The following is a 20,216-nucleotide window of genomic DNA, read 5'->3' as shown; positions in this document are numbered from 1 at the left end:
GTCAGGCGAGGGGAGGGGGTCCCCGTCATGCCATGACGGGTCCCTCTCCCCGCGGCCCGGCCGGGGGGTCGTCTTCCCCGGCCGGGTCACCCCGGGACTCCCGTCCGCCGGGCGGGGCCCGGGGCGACGCCTGCCCACGTCTGTCCGATTGGTCTTTTTTCTCACGCCATTCGTCACGCCAAGAGAGGTGGTCTGCGCTCGTGGGCGACAAACACGTCGTGCGGTTCGAGCCCGTCGGCATCGAGATCGAGGTCGACGAGGACCAGAACATCCTCCGCGCCGCGGCCGAGCAGGGCGTCCAGCTCATGCACGGTTGCAAGGAGGGCCAGTGCTCGGCCTGCAAGTCCTTCGTGCTCGAGGGCGAGGACATCGAGTACGACAGCTACTCGACCTTCGCGCTCCCGGACTACGAGAAGGAGGAGGGCCACACCCTCCTGTGCCGGGCGCATGCCTACGAGGACCTGGTCATCGAGCTGACCAACTACGACGAGGAGATCATCCGGTCCGGCCTGCCCCTCACCAAGGGCGTGGTCGAGGTCGTGTCGGTCGAGGCCGTCACCCACGACATGCGGCATCTGACCGTCAAGCTGGTCGAGCCGTCGGAGATCAAGTTCTTCCCCGGGCAGTACATGGACCTCGTCTGCCCCGGGACCGAGGAGAGCCGTTCGTTCTCCATGGCCAACACCCCCAACCGGGACGGCACCTACGAGTTCGTCATCAAGGTCTACCCGGGTGGGTTGTTCGGGACCTGGCTCGACGAGAAGGCCGCTCCCGGTGACCGGCTCGATGTCGAGGCGCCCTTCGGCACCTTCACCCTCCGTCAGAACCGCAGCTCGCCGATCGTCTTCGTCGGCGGTGGCGCCGGCATGGCGCCGGTACTGGGCCTGCTGCGGGCGATGGCCGATGGCGGCGTCGAACGACGGGCCACCTTCTACTACGGCGCGCGCACCGCGGCCGATCTCTGCTTCGAGAAGGAGATCGCCGAACTGGCGCCCCAGCTCAACGGCTTCCGGTACGTCCCCGCCCTGTCCGACGGCGACGGCGGGGACTGGGCCGGCGAGACCGGTCTGATCACCGAGGTGGTCAGGCGCAACGAATCCGATCTGAAGGGAGCGGATGCCTACGTCTGCGGTCCCCCGCCGATGGTCGACGCGGCGATCGCGACGCTGACCCAGCTGGGTGTGAGTGAGACCAACATCTTCTACGACAAGTTCACCACGACCGGTGAGCAAGAAGGCGAGGACGGACAGCAATGACTCAGTCCCCCACCACACAGGACACGTCGTCCGGTTCGCAGCGCAGCGTTCCCAAGCCCGTCTTCACCGACGCGGAGGCCGGAGCGCGGGAGTTCCCGGACTCGAGCTCGAGCGCACGCCACTACAACTACTACACCCCGGCCAAGCGGAAGCAGACGCTGTACGAGGACACCACCGTCGAGGTCCAGCCGGACCCGCGGCACTACCTCGCGCAGGGCTGGATCTACGGCTTCGCCAACGGCGAGGGCGGCTACCCGCTGCACTGGACCAAGCTGAAGGCCTGGGGCGTCGACGAGCCCGAGCCGCAGCGCGGCATCGGCACCGGCGGTATGCACGTGAAGAACTGGCCGGCCCACGGCTGGCACGAGTTCCGCGACCCGAACGAGGAGTGGGAGCAGAGCCTCTACCGGTACAACGCGAACGTCGTCCGGCAGCTCACCCAGAACATCGAGAACGCCCGCAACGCGAAGGCGTTCGAGCTGTGGAACTCGAACTGGATCCGGTTCGTCGAGCGCAACGTCGGCGCCTGGATGCACATCGAGCACATCCTCGGCCTCTACGTCTTCGCGTCCAACGAGCGGTCCGCGCCGACCAACATGCACAACACGGCGCTCGCGGCGAACTCCACCCGTAAGATCCGCTTCGCCCAGGACCTGGCGCTCTACAACCTGACGCTGTCGGAGGAGATCGACGGGTTCGACGGCGCAGCCCACCTCGACGCGTGGGACAACGCGCCGGAGTGGCAGGGCGCCCGCAAGTTCACCGAGGCCCTCACCGCGGTCCAGGACGACTGGGGCGAGGCCATCTTCGCGGCCAACTGCGTCTTCGAGCCGCTGGTCGGTGAGCTGTTCCGCTCGAACCTGGTCATGCAGTCCGCCGCCACCAACGGCGACTACGTGACCCCGACGGTCATGGGTGCCGGCGAGTACGACTACGCCCAGCGCGACCTGCGCTGGTCGATCGCCTGTTTCGCGCCGCTCACCCAGGACCGCGAGTTCGCCGAGCACAACCGCTCGCTGATGGGCGGCTGGCTGCGGACCTACGTCCCGCAGGCGCTGGAGGCCGCCCGGACCATGCAGCCGATGTGGTCCCAGTCGGACTCGAAGCCCCCCACGTTCGAGGACTCCCTCGACCGCGCCAAGAACCGGTTCGCCGGGATCTGCAGCGATCTCGGCCTCGACGTCCCCGAGGAGCTGAAGCAGTGACCAGCACCAGCCCGTTCAAGCAGGACAGCACCGCGTCGAACATGTGTGGCTTCACGCTGATGAACAACCAGATCGGCGCGGTCATCGCGACCGTTCTGGACCGTCAGGACAACGTGACCGTGCAGCACCTGCCCTCGATGATCCGCGTCGACGGCACGGGCAAGTTCGAGCTGGACTACGTCGCGATGGACGAGGAGGCCGGCCAGGAGGAGGGCTGGTTCGACGCCGCCCAGTTCGAGGAGAACATGTCCACCCACTACGGGCGGATGGTCCACCTGGACGACAAGACGATCATGTTCGCCAATCCCGAGGACGCCGCCGAGTACATCGACTTCGACCTGAAGCCGGTGTAAGGACCCGCTCCTCACCCGGATCGCACCGCCCGGGACGACGACCCGTCCCCGGCCCACCACGGCCGGCGACGGCCCGGGCGGTGCGCTCCACCCGCGCAGCGCGCCCGCACGGCGCCACGGCTGCGCACGTTGATCCGCACCCGCGCACCTGGACCGACTCTTTCTCCGGGAGGACCCACCATGGCCAAGGAACTCCGCTTCGGCGCCGAGGGCCGTCATCTGTTGCAGGCCGGCGTCGACCAGCTGGCCGAAGCCGTCAAGAGCACGCTCGGTCCGAAGGGCCGCAACGTCATCCTGGAGAAGATCACCGGCTCGCCCGAGGTCACGAACGACGGCGTCACGATCGCCCGCGAGATCCACCTGCGCGACCCCTTCGAGAACATGGGCGCCCAGCTGGTCAAGGAAGCGGCGGTCAAGACCAACGACACGGTCGGCGACGGGACCACCACCGCGACCGTCATCGCCCAGGCCATCGTCCGTGAGGGCATGAGCGCCATCGAGCGCGGCGGCAACCCGGTGCTGGTCAAGCGGGGCATCGACATCGCGGTCAACGCGCTCGTCGACCGTCTGCAGACGGTGTCGCACACGGTCAGCACGGAGGAGGACTACGCCCGCGTCGCGTCCATCTCGGCCAACGACGACTACACGATCGGCCGCGTCGTCGCGAAGGCGCTGCACACCGTGGGCGACGACGGCGTCGTCACCGTCGACGACACCCCGCTGCCGGGCGTCTCGGTGGACTTCGTCGAGGACTTCGAGTTCGACAACGGGTACGTCTCGCCGTACATGGTGACCAACCCCGGCACGCTCGAGGCGATCGTCGACGACCCCTACATCCTCTTCACCGCGCACAAGATCAAGGACGTCCAGCAGATCATGCCGGTGCTGGACCGGATCATGCGCAACGACCGGCGCCCGCTCGTCATCGTCGCGGAGACCGTCGAGGGCACCGCCCTGCAGATGCTGGTCCACAACCACGTCAACGGGCACTTCCAGGCCGTCGCGATCAAGGCGCCGGGCTTCGGCGAGAAGCGCATCCACCTGCTGGAGGACATGGCCGCGCTCTGCGGCGGGCAGGTGCACTCCAAGAGCTCCTCGTTCTCGCTCGAGCAGATCGACGTCGAGCACCTGGGGCGCGCCGTGCAGGTGCAGGTCACCAGCGAGGGCACCACGATCATCGGCGGCGGCGGGGACAGGCAGAAGCTGGAGTACCGGCTGTCGCAGCTGCGCGCCGAGCTGGCCCGCGCGACGATCGGCACCGACGAGGACTTCTTCTCCGACCGCATCGCCCGGCTGTCCGGGAAGGCCGCGATCATCTCGGTCGGGGCACCGACCAACGCCGAGGCCCGCGAGATCCGGCACCGTGTGGACGACTCGCTGCAGGCGACCCGGGCCGCGGTGGCCGAGGGCATCGTCGCCGGTGGCGGCGCGGCGCTGCTGCACGCCGAGCCCGCCCTCGACGAGCTGGACGTGACCGGGGACTACCGGATCGGCGTCGAGATCGTCCGGCACGCGCTCACCGAGCCCGTGCACCTCATCGCCTCCAACGCCGGCTACGACGGCGACGAGGTGGTCAAGCAGGTCACGACCATGGGCGTCGACGAGGGCTTCGACGCCCTGGAGGGCCGCTTCGGGGACATGGTCGAGATGGGCATCATCGACCCGCTGCGGGTCGTGCGCTCCGCCCTGCAGAACGGCGCCTCGGTCGCCGGGCTGATCCTCACCACCAACTCGCTGGTGGCCGAGGAGGTCACGCCCTGGAACAAGGCACTCATGACCGAGTTCGGCCAGCTCGACGAGGGCATCCCGCAGCCCAGCCCGGACTCGAGCACGCCCCAGTCGATGGGGCTCGGCCCGTCGGTCGGGTAGGTACCGGCCCGTCCGGTCACAGGAACAGTGGGGAGCGGCCCGGCACGCGCTGCGCGTGCCGGGCCGCTCCGCGACAGTGGAGAGGTGGTCGTCGTGGACCGGTGCTGCGGAGCGCCCCGGGGGCGTGGTGGTCTCCCGGCGGTCGTCGACGCCCAGGTGCACGGCTGGGACGGCCGGCCGCACAACCAGGCGGGCCCGGCGGGGGAGCAGTTCGTCGCCGATCTGCTGCACCGCCACCGGATGGTCGACCCGTCGCCGCGCCCGCTGTCCGCGGACGCGTTCGAGCTGGTCACGCCGCAGGCACTGGCTGCGCACGTGCTCTCCGCGGTGGACCGCGCGGTGCTCGTCCCGGCCAGTTTCGAGGACCTGTTCGTGCTGGGGTTCGCCGCACCGGCCTGGCACGCCGAGCTCGCCGCCGAGCACCCCGGGCGGCTCGTGCTGGCGGGGGAGCTCGACCCCGCCGACCGGGCCCGCGCCCGCGGCATCGGGGCCCGGGTCGGCCGCGACGGTCTGCGCGCGCTGACCGTGCTGCCCGCCCGTCGTCCGGAGACCGCGCTGTCGCTGCGGGCGCCGTGGCTGCGCCGCACCCTGATCCGGGCCGAGCAGGCCGGCGCCGGGGTGGTCCACATCGGGATCGCGCCGACCGCGCGACCGTCGCGCGCGGCACCGGAGTGGGCGCACGCGGGCGTCGTCGCCGAGGGCGACGCCGTTCCGCGGCCCCGGTGGCCGGAGTGGGCCGAGCCGGTCCGCGCCGGGTCCGCACTCCCGGTCCGGGTGCGCAGCGCCGGGCCGCTGCCGGCCGGTGCCGTCGACGTCACCGACGTCGCCGCGCTGGCCACGGCCCTGCCCAAGATCCGGTTCGTGGTCGGCGCCGCCTGCGCCCCGACCGCGTCGCTGGTCCGGTTGGCCCGCCTGCCCAACGTCTACGTGCTGCTCACCGACCTGCTGATCGCGTTGCGCCGGCACCGGGTGCCCGCCGCCGAGGCGCTCGGCGAGCTGCTGGCCGCCTACGGCCCGGACCGGCTGATGTTCGGCAGCGGCTACCCGCTGGTGCGCCCGGCGCGCCTGATCCGCGACCTCATGACCTTCCGCTACCCCGACGAGCTGCGCGGACGGTTCCCCGAGCTCGACGACGACGTCCGCGCCGCCCTGCTCGGCGGCACCGCGGCACGGGTCCACGGGTTCGACCTGGCCTGCGCCACCGTCCGTCCCCGCCGCCGAGGAGTGTTGAGCCCCACCTGAATGCAGGAGAGGCAACCCTCATAACGTGTCCTATCCTTCCGCCGGACGAGCGAAGGGGAACGGACATGGGACTCACCCGACGGCAGATGCTTCTCACGACGCTGGCTGCGGCCGGTGGCGCCGTACTGGCCGGGTGTGGCGGGGGCGGCAGGTCGGAGACCGGCACCGGTGCCGCGACGGGGAGTGCCGGGTTCCCGGTGACGATCGAGGGCAAGCTCGGTGCGGCGACGATCCCGCAGGCCCCGCAGCGGGTGGTGTCCGTGGGCTACACCGACCACGACGCGATCCTCGCGCTCGGGGTGGCGCCGGTGGCGGCCCGCTACTGGTACGGCGACGAGGAGGTCGTCGTGCAGCCGTGGGCCCAGGCGGCCGCGCAGGCAGTGGGCGCGGCACCGGCGGTGCTGAACATGTCCTCCGTCGAGCCGGAGAAGATCGCAGCACAGCGCCCCGACCTGGTGATCGGCCTCTACTCCGACCTCGACGCCCAGAGCTATCCGGTGGTGAGCGCCGTCGCGCCGACCGTCGGACCGCCCCGGGGGTTCGACGACTACGGCGCACCGTGGCAGGAGTACACCCGCGAGACCGGACGGGCGCTGGGCAAGGAGGCCGAGGCCGAGAAGCTGGTCACCGATCTGGAGGCCAGGTTCGTCGCCGCCCGCGACGCCGACCCGCAGTGGAAGGGGCGCTCGGTCGTCGTCGCGAGCCGCAGCGCGGACAAGATCAGCGTGTTCTCCTCGCAGGACCCCCGCTCACGGTTCTTCACCCAGCTGGGGTTCACGGTGCCGCCCCGGATCGACCAGCTGGCCGCAGGCAAGTTCTACACCGAGTTCAGCTTCGAGCAGGCGAGCGAGCTCGACCACGACCTCATCGTCTGGGATCAGCTGTCGTTCACCCCCGGCGGGAAGGCGACGGTCGTCGGGGACCCGCTGCTGTCGCGGTTGCCCGCGATGCGCGACGGGCGCACCGTGTTCCTGGAGGGGGCCACCGAGCTGGCCTTCGCCTGGCAGACCGTGCTCAGCCTTCCGTCCGTGCTCGACGCGGTCGTCCCCCAGCTGCAGCGGGCGATTCCGAAGACCTGAGCCGCCGCCGTCGGGGAGGGGCGCCCCGACCCCGGGGCCCCGCCCTGCCACGCGACGCTCCTGCCCGACCGCCGCTCCGGGGTTGCCGTCGCGGTGGTCAGGCACGACGACGCCGGACGGCCGGGGTGAGCAGGAGCAGCACCGCGGCCGTCGTGCCGAAGGCGGCGGCGAACCCGAAAGGCTCGGCGATCGCGCCGAGCCCGGTCGCCCCCAGGCCCGTCCCGGCGTCGTAGGCGATGTTCCAGGCGGCGCTGGCCGCGCCGTAGTGCAGCGGCCCGGCGGCGGCGAACAGGGCGACCATCGCGTCGTTCTGCACCAGCCCGAACCCGGCGCCGACGACGGCCGCCCCCACCACCAGCAGGACCGACGCGTACGGCGCGGCGAGCACCCCGAGCAGCCCGACCGTGGCGCACGCCGTCCCGACCGGGAGCAGTGTCCCGGGACGTCCGCTGCGGTCGGTGAGGGTGCCCGCGACGCCGCGGCCGAGCAGCGCGCCGAGTGCGGTGGCGAACAGCGCGGCAGGCACCGCGACCGTCGCCCCGGGGGCGACGAGCGGGGCGAAGGTGATCACGCCGCCCTGCGCGGTGGAGCAGCCCAGCATGGCCAGGACCGGCGCGGCGGGGAGCCGCCTGCGGGTCTCGCGGGGGTGTGGGACGACATCGTCGCGGCGGGGTGCCGGGGCCCGCCGGGGGCCCCGCACGAACGCCACCACCAGGGCTCCGGCGACCGGGGTGATCCCCGCCAGCAGGAACACCCCGGTGAACCCCAGCGCGTCGACGACCGCGACACCTGCCGGCAGGAACAACAGCTGGGGCAGGCCGACGGCGTAGCCGTAGCGCGCCGACGCGCGACCGTGTGCGGAGGGCTCGACCAGCTCCGCGACGAGCGCGCTCCCGGCGACCGTCGCCAGCCCGAACCCGATCCCGCGGACCGTGGAGACCGCCAGCACGGGCCCGAGGTCGGCGGTCAGCGCGAGCAACGGCGTCGGGAGGCCGAGCAGCAGCGACCCCACGACCAGCACCGGACGGTGGCCGACCCGGCGCAGCATCGCGGGCACCAGGAGCTGGGTGGCCACGGTGGCCGCCATCAGCACGCCGGTGCTCAGCCCCGCGCCGAACTCACCGGAGCCGCCCCGGGACACCCACAGCGGCACGACCGGCAGGAGCAGGGCGTACCCGCCGAACGCCAGCGCGGTCGCGGCGAGGAGCAGGCGGAACGGGAGCGACGACAGCGAGCGGGGCACGCCCCACCGTGTCAGACACGCCGTCGCGCCGCGCCCGGTCCCTCGGGGGTGAGGGGCCGGGCGCGGCGTGGACGGTGACGGGGTCAAGATCCGTTGCGGATCCATTCCTCCAGGTGGGGTGCTTCGTCACCGATGCGGGTGGAGTCGCCGTGTCCGGTGCGGACCCGGGTGTCGGCGGGCAGGGGCAGCAGGGTGGTCCGGATCGACTCGATGATCGTGTCGAAGCTGGAGTAGGACCGTCCGGTGGCGCCGGGTCCGCCCTGGAACAGGGTGTCGCCGGTGAACACGATGCCGAGTTCGGGGGCGTAGAGGCAGGACGAGCCCGGTGAGTGGCCGGGGGTCTGCAGCACGGTCAGGTCGATCCCGCCGGCGGTCAGGACCTGCCCGTCGGCGAGTTCGCGGTCGGGCTTGCGGTCGGGCCAGGTCATGTCCCAGAGGACCATCTCGGCGGGGTTGAGCAGGATCGGCGCGGAGAAGCGGTCGGCGAGGGCGGGGGCCTGGTTGACGTGGTCGTCGTGGGCGTGGGTGCACACGACGGCCTTGACGCGCCGGTCGCCGACGGCGGCGGCGATGGCGTCGGCGTCGTGGGCGGCGTCGATGACGAACACCTCACGGTCGTCGCCGACGATCCACACGTTGTTGTCGACGTCGAAGGAGCCGCCGTCGAGGTTGAAGGTGCCGGAGGTGACGACGTGGTCGATCGGGGCCATCAGAGGACCACCACCGAGCGGAGGACCTCACCGGCGTGCATCTTGTCGAAGGCGGACTCGATGTCGTCGATCCCGATCTCCTCGGTGACGAACTTGTCGAGCGGGAAGCGTCCCTGCAGGAACAGGTCGACGTAGGTCGGGAAGTCGCGGCTGGGCAGGCAGTCGCCGTACCAGGAGGACTTGAGGGCGCCGCCGCGGCCGAAGTAGTCGATGAGCGGGATCTCGGGGGCGTTGAGGTCGGGGGTGGGGACGCCGACCAGGACCACGGTGCCGGCGAGGTCGCGGGCGTAGAAGGCCTGCTTGTAGGTCTCGGGGCGCCCGACGGCCTCGATGACGACGTCGGCGCCGTTGCCGTCGGTCACGCTCTGGATGAACTCGACCGGGTCGGTCTCCTTGGCGTTGACGGTGTGGGTCGCGCCGAACTCCTCGGCCCACTTCAGCTTCCGCGGGTCGGTGTCGACGGCGATGATCGTCGTCGCACCGGCGAGCTTCGCCCCGGCGATGGCGGCGTCACCGACGCCGCCGCAGCCGATGACGGCGATGGAGTCGCCGCGTCCGACCTGCCCGGTGTTGACCGCGGCACCCAGCCCGGCCATGACACCGCAGCCGAGCAGGCCCGCGACCTTGGCGGGCGCCTCGGGGTTCACCTTCGTGCACTGTCCGGAGTGGACCAGGGTCTTCTCGACGAACGCGCCGATCCCGAGCGCGGGGGACAGCTCGGTGCCGTCCTCGAGGGTCATCTTCTGCGTGGCGTTGTGGGTGTCGAAGCAGTACTGGGGCTTGCCCTTCTTGCAGGCCCGGCAGTTACCGCAGACGGCGCGCCAGTTCAGGACGACGTAGTCGCCGGGCTCGACGTCGGTGACGCCCTCGCCGACGGACTCGACGATCCCGGCGGCCTCGTGGCCGAGCAGGAACGGGAACTCGTCGTTGATGCCACCGAGCTTGTAGTGCAGGTCGGTGTGGCAGACCCCGCAGGCCTGGATCTTCACCACGGCCTCACCGGGACCGGGATCGGGGACATTGATCGTCTCGACGGTGACCGGCTCACCCTTGGCGCGGGCCACGACGCCACGTACCTGCTGTGCCATTGCTCGTACTCCACTCGTCCTCGATGCCGCCCGCTCGGGACGGATGCTCGGATGGCGACTCTGGCATGGGTGACCGGACGGTGCCAGGTCGGATCCGGCCCTGCAACAGGTGTTGTACCGAAAAGGCCCCGGCCCGCGGGACGCGGGCCGGGGCCGGGCGACCTCAGAAGTCGAAGTCACCACCCATGTCCATGCCGCCGTCGTCGAAGCCGGGGTCCTCGGCCGGGGGCTCCTCGGCCGCGGCCACGTCCTCACCGGCACCGGCGTCGTCGAACATCGCGCCGGCGATCGCCGTGCCGATGAACGCACCCGCGACCCCCGCGAGCAGCGACCCGGCGATCATCCCGCCCATGCCCGGACCACGGCCGCCGCCGAGCGAGCGCTCCATCGTGCCGGGGTTGCGCATCTCGGCGCGGGTCGCCATCCGCGCCAGCTCCTGCGGGTCGGTCGACCGCGCCCGCTCGGTCTCGGGGACCTGCGCGCCGACGTCGTTCAGCACCGCCTGCCGCTGCTCGGGGGTGAGTTTCGCGAAGGCCTCCGCGTGCGCCTGCTCCACCTGCTCCGGCGGGGCGGTGCGGAGCATGTAGCGGTAGCGCTCGATCGCCTGCTGGTCGGGATCCTGCTGCTGCGCCCGGCCGGAGCCCTGGTGGGGCGCGCCCCCGAAGCCCTGCTGCGGCTGTGCCTGCGCGCCTCCGGTGAGGCGTTCCTTGAGCTTGTCGAGCAGACCCATCTGCGGGTGTCCTCCTGCGTTCCGGGTGAGTTCCCGGTGGTGTGTCGGTACGTGTCCGATCCGGACGGAACGGGCACACCGGTCGAACGCGTGACAACCGTGGCGAGTTCCCACCCACGCCGTCGCCGGATCGCCTACGGTCGGGGACCGTGACGACTGCGCCGCCGCCGACGACCGTCCCCGCCCTCGCGCTCGGCGCCGTCGCCGGGAAGGGGCGCCCCGGGAGCTCGCGCATCGCCTGCCCGCTGCCCGACGGTGGCCTGCTCGACGTCGGCTCGCTGGCCACTGCACAGCGCGGCCCGTACCCGGACCTGCTGGCCGCGCCCGACCTGACCCGGCTGCTCGACGCCGGTGCCCCGGCCTGGCGCGAGGTCGTCCAGTGGCTGCGCGGCTGGCGCGAGGACCACGAGCGGGCCGCCGCATACCGCCTGCCCGACGAGGGACTGGTCCCGGTGCTGCCGTTCGCCGTCGCCGACTACGTCGACTTCTACGCCTGCGAGCAGCACGCACGGAACGCCGGACTGATCTTCCGCCCGGACGCCGAGGACCCGCTCACCCCGAACTGGCGGCGGATGCCGGTCGGGTACCACGGCCGTTCCGGCACGGTCCGGGTCACCGGCACCCCGGTCGCGCGCCCGTCGGGGCAGCGCGGGCCCGAGGACTTCGGTCCCTGTGCCAAGCTCGACTTCGAGGCCGAGCTCGGCTTCGTCCTCGGCGGGCCGGTCCCGGGGCCGGTCGGAATCGACGACGCCGCCGACCACGTCTTCGGCGTCGTGCTGCTCAACGACTGGTCCGCCCGCGACATCCAGTTCTTCGAGTCCCGCCCGCTCGGCCCGCACCTGGGCAAGTCCTTCGCGACGTCGATCTCGGCGTGGGTGACACCGCTCGACGAGCTGTCCGCGGCCCGGGTCCCGCTGCCCGCGCACGACCCCGCGCCGCTGCCCTACCTCACACCGGGCGAGCCCGCGCTGGGCCTGGACCTCGACCTCGCGGTGCACGTCAACGGCGAGCTGGTCGCGTCCCCGCCCGCGAGGGACCTGTACTGGTCCCCGGAGCAGATGGTGGCCCACCTCACCTCGGGCGGCGCCGGGCTGCGCGCCGGCGACCTGCTCGGTTCGGGCACCGTCTCCGGCCCGGAGCGCAGCGGGTTCGGCTCGATGCTGGAGTTGTCCTGGAACGGCCGCGACCCGGTCGTGCTCGCCGGTGGCGCCTCGCGCACCTGGCTGGAGGACGGCGACGAGGTCGTGATGACCGCGACCGCGCCCGCCCGCGACGGCGGCCGCGTCGCCCTCGGCGAGGTCCGCGGCCGGATCCGCGGCGCCTGACCGCCGCAGCCGGCGGGGGAGACCCTCGGCCGGGGGTGCTCAGGGGCGCAGCGGCATCAGCGGCTCGGGGTCGCCGAGCGCGTTCAGGATCAGCGCCGGCACCTCCTGCTTGCCGCTGCCGTCGACGGCGATGACCACGTAGACGGTGCGGCAGTCGCAGGTGACGATGCGCTCGCCCGCGTCGTCGAGGGCGCGGACCTGGAAGTCGAGCGCGAAGCTGGTCCGGCCGATCCGCGCCGTCGACACCGCGACGACGACGTCCTCGCCCCACCCGACCCCGGCTCGCCAGTCGAGCTCGGTGTGGACGAGCTGGACGTCGTAACCGGCGTCGAGCATCGCCCGGTAGGTGAGGCCGCGGGACTCGAGGAACTCGGTCATCGCCTCGTCGAACCAGGCCAGGTACCAGGCGTTGAAGACGACCCCCTGGGCGTCGACCTCGTGGTAGCGCACCCGGACCGGGAACTCGAAGCTCGCCATGGGCCGATGTTACGACTCACCCGGCCGGGCTCACCCCTCGTGCCGGTCGGAGCCCCCGGAGGAGTCGACGCGCTCCCGGATGGCCCGGTTGACCGCCCGCCCGAACGCTGCGACGACGCCCTGCAGGGTGATCGGCTTGAGTCGGGAGAAGGCGGCGGCGAGCCGTCGCCGCTCGTCGGCGGGTCGGCCGCGGTCCCGGTAGGGCTGCAGGACCTCGTCCTGGAACAGCGTCATCAGGTCCTCGGCGAGCGCGGCGGTGTGCCGCTCGATGAGGTCGTGCGAACGCTTCCACAGCTCGGGGGGCAGGCCGGAGTCCAGAGCCTCCAGCGCGGAGCCGAGCGCGACCGCGCCGTGCAGCCGGACGGTCGCCGAGCCGTCGCCGGGCAGCCGGGTCAGCGCGCCGAGCCGTTCGAGGGTGGTGACGTCGTCGTCGGACAGACGGCGACCCGCGCGCCGGTCGAGCCCGGCCCGGTCCAGCTCCTCGTCGACCTCGGGCAGCCAGGGCGTGAGCAGCGCGCGCTGCAGGGCCAGCTCCTCCGGCGCGGTCTCCAGCGGTACCCGTTCCAGCTGCCGTTCGATCGCGGCGAGGGTGAAGCCCAGCCCGGTGAGCTCGCCGATCAGCTCCAGCCGGGCGCGGTGCGCGGCGTCGTAGAGACCCGTGCGGCCGCGCAGCCGGGGCGCGGGGATGAGTCCCTTGCTCGCGTAGAAGCGGATGGTGCGCACCGACATCCCGGTCCGCTCGGCGAGCTGGTCGACGGTGAGGAGATCCCCGTCGTCGGGGGTCGGGCTCATCGCGGAGCCGTCGATGGCGGCGGACATGGCGAGCAGGTTACGGGGCGGCCGCTCGATATGACAGTGCTGGTGTGACATCATCCGTGTCACATGAACCCTGGTCCGTCTTGACCCATGTGACAGTGCTGCTGTAACAAAAGCTACCAGTAAGTAGGGGCAGTGCCGCCTGTACCGCCCCCGTGCCGACCACCCCACGAGAGGTTCGGATGAGCGAGATTCCCGAGGCCTACATCTACGACGCGATCCGTACACCGCGCGGACGGGGCAAGGCCTCCGGTTCGCTGCACGAGGTCAAGCCGATCTCCCTGGTGACCGGGCTGATCGACGCGATCCGCGAGCGCAACCCGCAGCTCGACACGAACACGATCGACGACCTGGTGCTCGGCGTCGTCTCGCCCGTCGGCGACCAGGGCGGCGACATCGCCAAGACCGCCGCCATCGCCGCGGGCCTGCCCGACACCGTCGCCGGTGTGCAGCTCAACCGCTTCTGCGCGTCCGGCCTGGAGGCCGTGAACACCGCGACCCAGAAGGTCCGCTCCGGCATGGAGGAGCTCGTCCTCGCCGGTGGCGTCGAGGGCATGAGCCGCGTCCCGATGGGCTCGGACGGCGGCGCCTGGGCGATGGACCCCGACACCGCCTACGAGACCGGCTTCGTGCCGCAGGGCATCGGCGCCGACCTCATCGCGACGCTCGAGGGCTACAGCCGCACCGACGTCGACACCTTCGCCGTGGAGTCGCAGACGCGGGCCGCGAAGGCGTGGGCCGACGGTCGCTTCGCGAACTCGATCATCCCGGTGAAGGACCGCAACGGCCTGACGATCCTCGACCGCGACGAGCACATCCGCGCCGGCGCGACCGTCGAGGCGCTGGGCGGGCTCAAGCCGTCCTTCGAGATGATGGGCCGCGACGGCGGGTTCGACGCCGTGGCGCTGCAGAAGTACCACTGGGTCGAGAAGATCGACCACGTCCACCACGCGGGCAACAGCTCCGGCATCGTCGACGGTGCGGCGCTCACCCTCATCGGCACCGAGGCCGCCGGGAAGGCCAACGGCCTGACCCCGCGTGCGCGCATCGTCGCCACCGCGCTGTCCGGCGCCGACCCGACGATCATGCTGACCGGTCCGGCGCCCGCCGCGCGCAAGGCGCTGGCCAAGGCCGGGCTGTCGGTCGGCGACATCGACCTCTTCGAGATCAACGAGGCGTTCGCGGCCGTGGCCCTGCGCTTCATGCGCGACATGGACATCTCGCACGAGATCACCAACGTCAACGGTGGGGCCATCGCGATGGGCCACCCGCTGGGGGCCACCGGCGCGATGATCCTCGGCACCCTCGTCGACGAGCTGGAGCGCCGTGACCTGCGCCGCGGCCTGGCCACGCTGTGCGTGGGCGGCGGCATGGGCATCGCCACCATCGTCGAGCGCGTCTGAAAGGGACTGGATCAGTGACTGAGCAGAAGGCCGTCCGCTGGGAGTCCGACGCCGACGGCGTCGCCGTCGTCACCCTCGACGACCCGGCCAGCAGCGCCAACACCATGAACGACGCCTACCGCGAGGCCATGCGGGAGGTCGTCGACGACCTGGAGAAGCACAAGGACGACATCGTCGGTGTCGTCGTCACCTCGGCCAAGAAGACCTTCTTCGCCGGCGGGAACCTCGAGCAGCTCAGCGCGGCCGGTCCCGACGACGCCGAGAAGATCTTCGAGCTGGTGACCGAGGTCAAGGCCCAGCTGCGCAAACTGGAGACCTTCGGCCGCCCGGTCGCGTCCGCGCTCGTCGGCACCGCCCTGGGCGGTGGCCTGGAGATCGCGCTGGCGACCCACCACCGGGTCGGCGTCGACGCGAAGGGCGTCGTCTACGGCCTGCCCGAGGTGAGCCTGGGCCTGCTGCCCGGTGGCGGTGGCGTCACCCGCGTCACCCGCATGCTGGGCATCGCGAACGGCTTCATGAACGTCCTCGCGCAGGGCCAGCGGCACAAGCCGGCCAAGGCGCTGGAGCTCGGCCTGATCGACGAGCTCGCGGCCACCCGCGAGGAGGCCTTCGACAAGGCCCGCGCGTGGGTGCTCGCCAACCCCGAGCACACCACCCAGCCCTGGGACCAGCCGAAGTACCGGATCCCGGGCGGCACGCCGTCGAGCCCCTCGCTGGCCTCGATCCTCCCGGCGTTCCCGGCGAACCTGCGCAAGCAGCTCAAGGGTGCGCCGATGCCGGCCCCGCGCAACATCCTCGCGGCTGCCGTCGAGGGCAGCCAGGTCGACTTCGAGACCGCGCAGAGGATCGAGGGCCGCTACTTCGCGGAGCTCGTGACCGGCCAGGTCTCGAAGAACATGACCAAGGCGTTCTTCTTCGACCTCAACGCCATCAACGGCGGCAAGTCCCGCCCGGACGGCCCCGCGAAGTGGCAGCCGACCAAGGTCGCCGTGCTCGGCGCCGGGATGATGGGCGCGGGCATCGCCTACGTCTGCTCCCTCGCCGGCTGGGACGTCGTCCTCAAGGACGTCTCCAGGGAGGCCGCCGAGAAGGGCAAGGCCTACTCGCAGGGTCTCGTCGAGAAGGGCGTCAAGCGCGGGAAGACCACGCAGGAGAAGGGCGACGCGCTGCTCGGCCGCATCCTGCCGACCGACGACTACGCCGATCTCGCCGGCTGCGACGTCGTCATCGAGGCCGTCTTCGAGTCCGTCGAGCTGAAGCAGGAGGTGTTCCGCGAGGCCGCGAAGTACATCAACTCCGACGCGCTCCTGTGCTCGAACACCTCGACGCTGCCCATCACCGAGCTGGCCAAGGGCGTCGACCGCCCGGACGACTTCATCGGTCTGCACTTCTTCTCGCCGGTCGACAAGATGCCGCTGGTCGAGATCATCAAGGGTGAGCGCACGAACGACGAGGCCCTGGCCAAGGCGTTCGACCTGACGCTGGGGATCAGGAAGACCCCGATCGTCGTCAACGACTCCCGCGGCTTCTTCACCAGCCGCGTGATCGGCACCTTCATCAACGAGGGCGTCGCGATGATCGCCGAGGGCGTCGACCCGCAGACGATCGAGCAGGCGTCGTCGCAGGCCGGGTACCCGGCCCCGGTGCTGCAGCTGATGGACGAGCTGACCCTCACGCTGCCGCGCAAGATCCGCGAGGAGACGAAGAAGGGCGTCGAGGCCGCCGGCGGCACCTGGACCCCGCACCCGTCCGACCCGGTGATCGACCGGCTGGTCGACGAGTTCGACCGCAAGGGCAAGAGCACCGGCGCCGGGTTCTACGAGTACTCCGACGGCAAGCGCACCGGCCTCTGGCCCGGTCTGCGCGAGCACTTCGGCGCGACGAACCACGACGTCGACCTGCACGAGCTGTCCGAGCGGATGCTCATCATCGAGTCGATCGAGACCGTGAAGTGCGTCGACGAGGGCGTGCTGACCACCGTCGCCGACGCCAACATCGGCTCGATCTTCGGTATCGGCTTCCCGGCCTGGACCGGCGGCGTGCTGCAGTACATCGAGGGCTACCCCGGTGGCCCGGCCGGCTTCGTGGCCCGCGCCGACGAGCTGAAGGCGAAGTACGGCGAGCGCTTCGAGGTCCCGCAGTCGCTGCGTGACCGCGCGGCGAAGGGGGAGTCGGCCACCGCGGCCGCCTGATCCCGCCCGTCACGGCCCCCCGCCGGCGTCTCTGCCGGCGGGGGTCCGTGCGTTCCGGGCCCGCTCAGCGGGGCACGGTGGGCTGCAGCGTCGCCTCGACCAGCGCCTCGGTCCGGATGTGGGTCCCCTCCTGGTAGCCGGGGTCGCGGACCATCTCGGAGAAGGCCCGCCGGCTCGGGTAGGACACCAGGAGCACCGCGTCCCACTCCTGGCCCGGCTCGGCGACGACCGGTGCCAGCCCGCGCCCGAAGTAGACGACCTCGGCGCCGAACCGGGCGGCGGTGGCCCGGAAGTGGGTGACGTAGTCGTCGTAGCGGGCCTCGCCGCCCTCGGCGAAGCGCAGCAGATTCAGCATCACGATCGGCTGGTCGGGGTCCTCGGCGAGGAAGGCCTTCATGTCCGCGCCGGACGGGTTCACTGCCATCGGCCGAGTCTACGGTCGATCTCCGGGGGCGGAACCCGACGACGACGGAAGGAGCCCGGGACATGATCCGCAACGTGGTGGTCGGCCGGCTGAAGGACGGCGTGGACCCGGCCGAGATCGAGAAGGGCCTCCAGTCCCTGCGCGACCTGCGCATCGAGGGCCTCGACCTCGACCTGAGGGCCGGCCCGGACCTGGGGCTGCGCGAGGGCAACGCGCATTTCGTGCTCACCCTCGACCTGCCCGACGAGGAGTCCTACCGCGTCTACGACGCCGACGACGAGCACAACCGGATCCGCCGCGAGCTGTTCGCCCCGCTCTGCTCGTCGATCGAGCGGATCCAGTTCCGCCTGTCCTGACCGGTCGAAGCGGACCAACCGGATGACCTGATCCTCGGGCACCATGGTGTGCGTGACGCAGTGGGTGTTCGACATCGTGGACCGGCTCGGTGCCGCCGGCATCGGGTTGCTGATCTTCCTGGAGAACGTGGTCCCACCGATCCCGTCGGAGGTGATCCTCCCGCTGGGTGGCTTCCGCGCCTCGACCGGCGCGATGGACCCGGTCGCGGTCTGGGCGGCGGCCACGATGGGAGCCGTCGCCGGGGCGCTGGTCCTCTACGCGCTGGGCCACTGGCTCGGGTACGAGCGGGTGCACCGGCTCTGCGGTCGTCGCTGGTTCGTCGTCTCCAGCCAGAAGGACCTGGAGAAGGGGCTCGCGCTGTTCGAGCGGTGGGGGAACTGGTTCGTCCTCGGTGGGCGCTGCATCCCGATCGTGCGCAGCCTGATCTCGATCCCGGCCGGGATCGCCCGGATGCCGCTGCTGCGGTTCACCGCGCTGTCCGCGCTCGGCAGTGGTGTGTGGAACGCGCTGTTCGTCTACCTCGGGTTCGTGCTCGGCGAGCGCTGGGAGGTCATCGAGGTCTACATGTCGCCGATCAGCAAGGTCGTCGCCGTGCTCGGCGCGGCGGCGATCGTGTGGCTGGTCGTGCGGAAGCTCCGGCAGCGCCGCCACCGCGACGCCGGGGTGTCGACCGGGACCGGCTGAACGCGCCGAGCCGACGTCCGGCTGCGCCGGACGGGTGATCACGACAGCCCTGCGTACCGGTCCCGCCACGGGCCGTACCGCCGGGCCACCGCCGGGCCTCGCGCCCGCGCCGCTGTGCGAACCTGATCGTCACGCACGGGCGGCGACGAGCGGTGGAGGTGGTCGGGTGCGCCTGGTCGGGATCCACCACACCCACCCGTCGGGGGCGGTCGCCCTGCGCGGTGCCGACCTCGACGTCGACCCTGCCGTGCCGACCGTCGTGCGGGGAGGCAACGGGGCGGGCAAGTCCACGCTGCTGCGGATCGCCGCCGGTGCACTCGCCCCGACCGCGGGCGAGGTCGAGGACGTCCCCGAGGTCGTCGGCTACCTGCCCGACCGGTTCCCGGCCGCCCGCAAGCTGACCCCGCGACGCTGGCTCGACCACATCGCCCGGGTGCGCGGCGTCGACGTCGACGACGCCGCCGACCGCGCCGAGGTGCTGCTGACCGAGCTCGGGTACGACGGCGACGACGACGAGCCGATGGCCGACCTGTCCACCGGCAACGCCCGCAAGGTCGGGCTGGTGCAGGCGCTGGCCTGCGAGCCCGGCGTGCTCGTGCTCGACGAACCCTGGAACGGTCTCGACGACGACGCCGCGGACGCCCTGACCCGGCTGCTCACCGCCCGCGCCGCCCCGACCCTGCTGACCGACCACACCGGTACCGCGGCCGGTCTGCCCGGCGCCCGCCTGCACCGGCTGCGCGAGGGCCGGATCGCGACCGCCTCCGACCCGGACTCCGTGCCGTTGCCGACCGCGCCGCCGCCCGGGGCGATGATGCGCCTGGACATGGCCTGTGCGGGAGACCCCCGCCCGCTGCTGGAACGGGTGCTGCCGCCCGCCCGTGTCGAGGGTGCGGCGCCGGGCCGGTTCACCGTGCGGGTCCCCGCCCCCGAGAGCGACGCCTGGCTGGCGGCCGCGCTCGCCGCGGGCTGCGCGGTCCGCTCGGTGCGGCCGGTCCGCCCGGCTCCCCGGGAGGGCGGCCGGTGAGGAGGCGGGTGCGCTCGGCGTTCGCCGTGGCGATGCTGCTGGGCGAGGACGTCGGCCGCACCGAACGCTTCGTCGCGCCGCTGGTGCTCTACGCCGGCGCTCTCGCCGTGCTGTTCGGCGGCGCGCCCGGCCCGCTGCCCGCGCCGTGGGCGGCCAGCGCGCTGCTGCTCTACCCGGTCGGGGCCTGGCTGGCGCACGCGCTGGCCGAGTCCGAGGACGACGACGCCCGCACCGTCACCCTGTCCGCCGCGGGCGGCCCCTGGCCGGTCGCGGCCGGCGTGCTGATCGCCGCCACGGCGGGCGTGGCGCTGCTCGGGCTGCTCGCCGTGGTGTGGGGCGTGGTCGCGGCCTGGGGCACGGCGACGACCGGGAGCCTGCTCGACGGGCTGCTCGCGCACCTGGCCTGCGGGATCACCGGCGCCGCGGTGGGCTCGGTGTTCTCCCGGCCGGTGGTCCGCAACGAGGGTGTCGCGCTGATCGGTGCGCTGGTCGTGCTCGTGGTCACGGGCACGCAGTCGTGGCTGCCGCCGGTCGGGACCGCGGCCGCGGCCCTGGGGAGCGGGCGGCTCGGGGTGGGCCCGTTCGGCGACCTGGTCGTCGCGCTGCTGGTGGCGGTGGCGGCGACGGCACTGGTGGTCCGGGTCGAGCAGGGCGGCGGGCTGCGCGAACTGGGTGCACGTCTCGGCCGGCACGTCGGCCGTCTGCGCCGCTGACCCCGCTGCTCGACCCGGCACCG

The 20,216-nt window shown here is 72.1% G+C and carries 20 protein-coding genes; 13 read left to right on the top strand and 7 right to left on the bottom strand.

Features of this window, described 5'->3' with window-relative positions:
• Nucleotides 1-200: 200 nt before the first annotated feature.
• The 6 genes from DMP15_RS27270 (at nucleotide 201) to DMP15_RS27245 (ending at nucleotide 7,004) form a co-directional block, all read left to right on the top strand.
• The gene (locus tag DMP15_RS27270) at nucleotides 201-1,256 is read left to right on the top strand and encodes an FAD-binding oxidoreductase (protein ID WP_073577855.1); all 1,056 of its coding nucleotides are present in this window, start codon (nucleotides 201-203) and stop codon (nucleotides 1,254-1,256) included.
• Entirely contained in the window at nucleotides 1,253-2,461 is a 1,209-nt protein-coding gene (locus tag DMP15_RS27265; protein ID WP_073577854.1) for a toluene hydroxylase, read from the top strand. The genes DMP15_RS27270 and DMP15_RS27265 overlap by 4 nt, the downstream gene beginning before the upstream one ends.
• A complete protein-coding gene (gene mimD, locus DMP15_RS27260; RefSeq protein WP_350589363.1) occupies nucleotides 2,458-2,814 on the top strand; it encodes a propane 2-monooxygenase effector subunit MimD in 357 nt (118 codons plus the stop codon). Before DMP15_RS27265 ends, mimD begins: the two co-directional genes overlap by 4 nt.
• Before the next feature lie 180 nt (nucleotides 2,815-2,994).
• Nucleotides 2,995-4,683 (top strand): chaperonin GroEL, encoded by a 1,689-nt coding sequence (groL, locus tag DMP15_RS27255; protein ID WP_073577853.1) that lies wholly within the window; start codon nucleotides 2,995-2,997, stop codon nucleotides 4,681-4,683.
• A gap of 84 nt (nucleotides 4,684-4,767) precedes the next feature.
• Nucleotides 4,768-5,925 carry an amidohydrolase family protein gene (locus DMP15_RS27250; protein ID WP_073577852.1) on the top strand — a complete coding sequence of 386 codons (1,158 nt, stop codon included), beginning with the start codon at nucleotides 4,768-4,770 and terminating at the stop codon, nucleotides 5,923-5,925.
• A 65-nt stretch (nucleotides 5,926-5,990) separates the two neighbouring features.
• Nucleotides 5,991-7,004 (top strand): ABC transporter substrate-binding protein, encoded by a 1,014-nt coding sequence (locus DMP15_RS27245; RefSeq protein ID WP_073577851.1) that lies wholly within the window; start codon nucleotides 5,991-5,993, stop codon nucleotides 7,002-7,004.
• 97 nt (nucleotides 7,005-7,101) lie between these two features.
• Here DMP15_RS27245 and DMP15_RS27240 read toward each other — a convergent pair whose 3' ends face one another.
• The 4 genes from DMP15_RS27240 to DMP15_RS27225 form a co-directional block, all read right to left on the bottom strand.
• Complete coding sequence (locus DMP15_RS27240; RefSeq protein ID WP_073577850.1) at nucleotides 7,102-8,247, bottom strand: MFS transporter; 1,146 nt, start codon at nucleotides 8,245-8,247, stop codon at nucleotides 7,102-7,104.
• Nucleotides 8,248-8,330: 83 nt separating this feature from the next.
• Nucleotides 8,331-8,957, bottom strand: coding sequence for an MBL fold metallo-hydrolase (locus DMP15_RS27235; RefSeq protein WP_174565916.1), 627 nt, complete (start codon nucleotides 8,955-8,957; stop codon nucleotides 8,331-8,333).
• Nucleotides 8,957-10,045 carry an S-(hydroxymethyl)mycothiol dehydrogenase gene (locus tag DMP15_RS27230; protein WP_073577848.1) on the bottom strand — a complete coding sequence of 363 codons (1,089 nt, stop codon included), beginning with the start codon at nucleotides 10,043-10,045 and terminating at the stop codon, nucleotides 8,957-8,959. Before DMP15_RS27230 ends, DMP15_RS27235 begins: the two co-directional genes overlap by 1 nt.
• 163 nt (nucleotides 10,046-10,208) lie before the next feature.
• The gene (locus DMP15_RS27225; RefSeq protein ID WP_337826649.1) at nucleotides 10,209-10,775 is read right to left on the bottom strand and encodes a hypothetical protein; all 567 of its coding nucleotides are present in this window, start codon (nucleotides 10,773-10,775) and stop codon (nucleotides 10,209-10,211) included.
• 149 nt (nucleotides 10,776-10,924) lie between these two features.
• Here DMP15_RS27225 and DMP15_RS27220 point away from each other — a divergent pair, with 149 nt between their 5' ends.
• Entirely contained in the window at nucleotides 10,925-12,100 is a 1,176-nt protein-coding gene (locus DMP15_RS27220; RefSeq protein ID WP_337826648.1) for a fumarylacetoacetate hydrolase family protein, read from the top strand.
• A gap of 39 nt (nucleotides 12,101-12,139) precedes the next feature.
• On the opposite strand, the gene DMP15_RS27215 is transcribed toward DMP15_RS27220, so the two are convergent.
• Both DMP15_RS27215 and DMP15_RS27210 read right to left on the bottom strand, forming a co-directional pair.
• The gene (locus tag DMP15_RS27215) at nucleotides 12,140-12,577 is read right to left on the bottom strand and encodes an acyl-CoA thioesterase (protein ID WP_073577845.1); all 438 of its coding nucleotides are present in this window, start codon (nucleotides 12,575-12,577) and stop codon (nucleotides 12,140-12,142) included.
• A gap of 30 nt (nucleotides 12,578-12,607) precedes the next feature.
• On the bottom strand, nucleotides 12,608-13,396 hold the full coding sequence (locus DMP15_RS27210; protein ID WP_337826647.1) for a MerR family transcriptional regulator: 789 nt from the start codon (nucleotides 13,394-13,396) through the stop codon (nucleotides 12,608-12,610).
• A 179-nt stretch (nucleotides 13,397-13,575) separates the two neighbouring features.
• Here DMP15_RS27210 and DMP15_RS27205 point away from each other — a divergent pair, with 179 nt between their 5' ends.
• Both DMP15_RS27205 and DMP15_RS27200 read left to right on the top strand, forming a co-directional pair.
• A complete protein-coding gene (locus DMP15_RS27205; protein ID WP_202417748.1) occupies nucleotides 13,576-14,796 on the top strand; it encodes an acetyl-CoA C-acetyltransferase in 1,221 nt (406 codons plus the stop codon).
• Between the two features lie 14 nt (nucleotides 14,797-14,810).
• The gene (locus tag DMP15_RS27200) at nucleotides 14,811-16,988 is read left to right on the top strand and encodes a 3-hydroxyacyl-CoA dehydrogenase NAD-binding domain-containing protein (RefSeq protein ID WP_337826646.1); all 2,178 of its coding nucleotides are present in this window, start codon (nucleotides 14,811-14,813) and stop codon (nucleotides 16,986-16,988) included.
• A 64-nt stretch (nucleotides 16,989-17,052) separates the two neighbouring features.
• Here DMP15_RS27200 and DMP15_RS27195 read toward each other — a convergent pair whose 3' ends face one another.
• The gene (locus DMP15_RS27195) at nucleotides 17,053-17,412 is read right to left on the bottom strand and encodes a DUF1330 domain-containing protein (RefSeq protein ID WP_073577843.1); all 360 of its coding nucleotides are present in this window, start codon (nucleotides 17,410-17,412) and stop codon (nucleotides 17,053-17,055) included.
• A 62-nt stretch (nucleotides 17,413-17,474) separates the two neighbouring features.
• Between DMP15_RS27195 and DMP15_RS27190 the strand changes: the two genes are divergently transcribed.
• The 4 genes from DMP15_RS27190 to DMP15_RS27175 all read left to right on the top strand — a co-directional run bounded on the left by DMP15_RS27190 (nucleotide 17,475) and on the right by DMP15_RS27175 (nucleotide 20,193).
• On the top strand, nucleotides 17,475-17,768 hold the full coding sequence (locus DMP15_RS27190) for a Dabb family protein (protein WP_073577842.1): 294 nt from the start codon (nucleotides 17,475-17,477) through the stop codon (nucleotides 17,766-17,768).
• A gap of 52 nt (nucleotides 17,769-17,820) precedes the next feature.
• Complete coding sequence (locus DMP15_RS27185; RefSeq protein WP_253068314.1) at nucleotides 17,821-18,453, top strand: DedA family protein; 633 nt, start codon at nucleotides 17,821-17,823, stop codon at nucleotides 18,451-18,453.
• 166 nt (nucleotides 18,454-18,619) lie between these two features.
• Nucleotides 18,620-19,480, top strand: a complete 861-nt coding sequence (locus DMP15_RS27180) for an ATP-binding cassette domain-containing protein (RefSeq protein ID WP_073577840.1) — start codon at nucleotides 18,620-18,622, stop codon at nucleotides 19,478-19,480.
• The gene (locus DMP15_RS27175; RefSeq protein ID WP_337826645.1) at nucleotides 19,477-20,193 is read left to right on the top strand and encodes a hypothetical protein; all 717 of its coding nucleotides are present in this window, start codon (nucleotides 19,477-19,479) and stop codon (nucleotides 20,191-20,193) included. The genes DMP15_RS27180 and DMP15_RS27175 overlap by 4 nt, the downstream gene beginning before the upstream one ends.
• The last annotated feature ends 23 nt before the right edge of the window (nucleotides 20,194-20,216 follow it).

The organism is Pseudonocardia sp. UM4_GMWB1 (genome assembly GCF_017312155.1).
Taxonomy (GTDB): Bacteria; Actinomycetota; Actinomycetes; order Mycobacteriales; family Pseudonocardiaceae; genus Pseudonocardia; species Pseudonocardia alni.
This window is presented reverse-complemented; position numbering and strand designations above follow the sequence as displayed.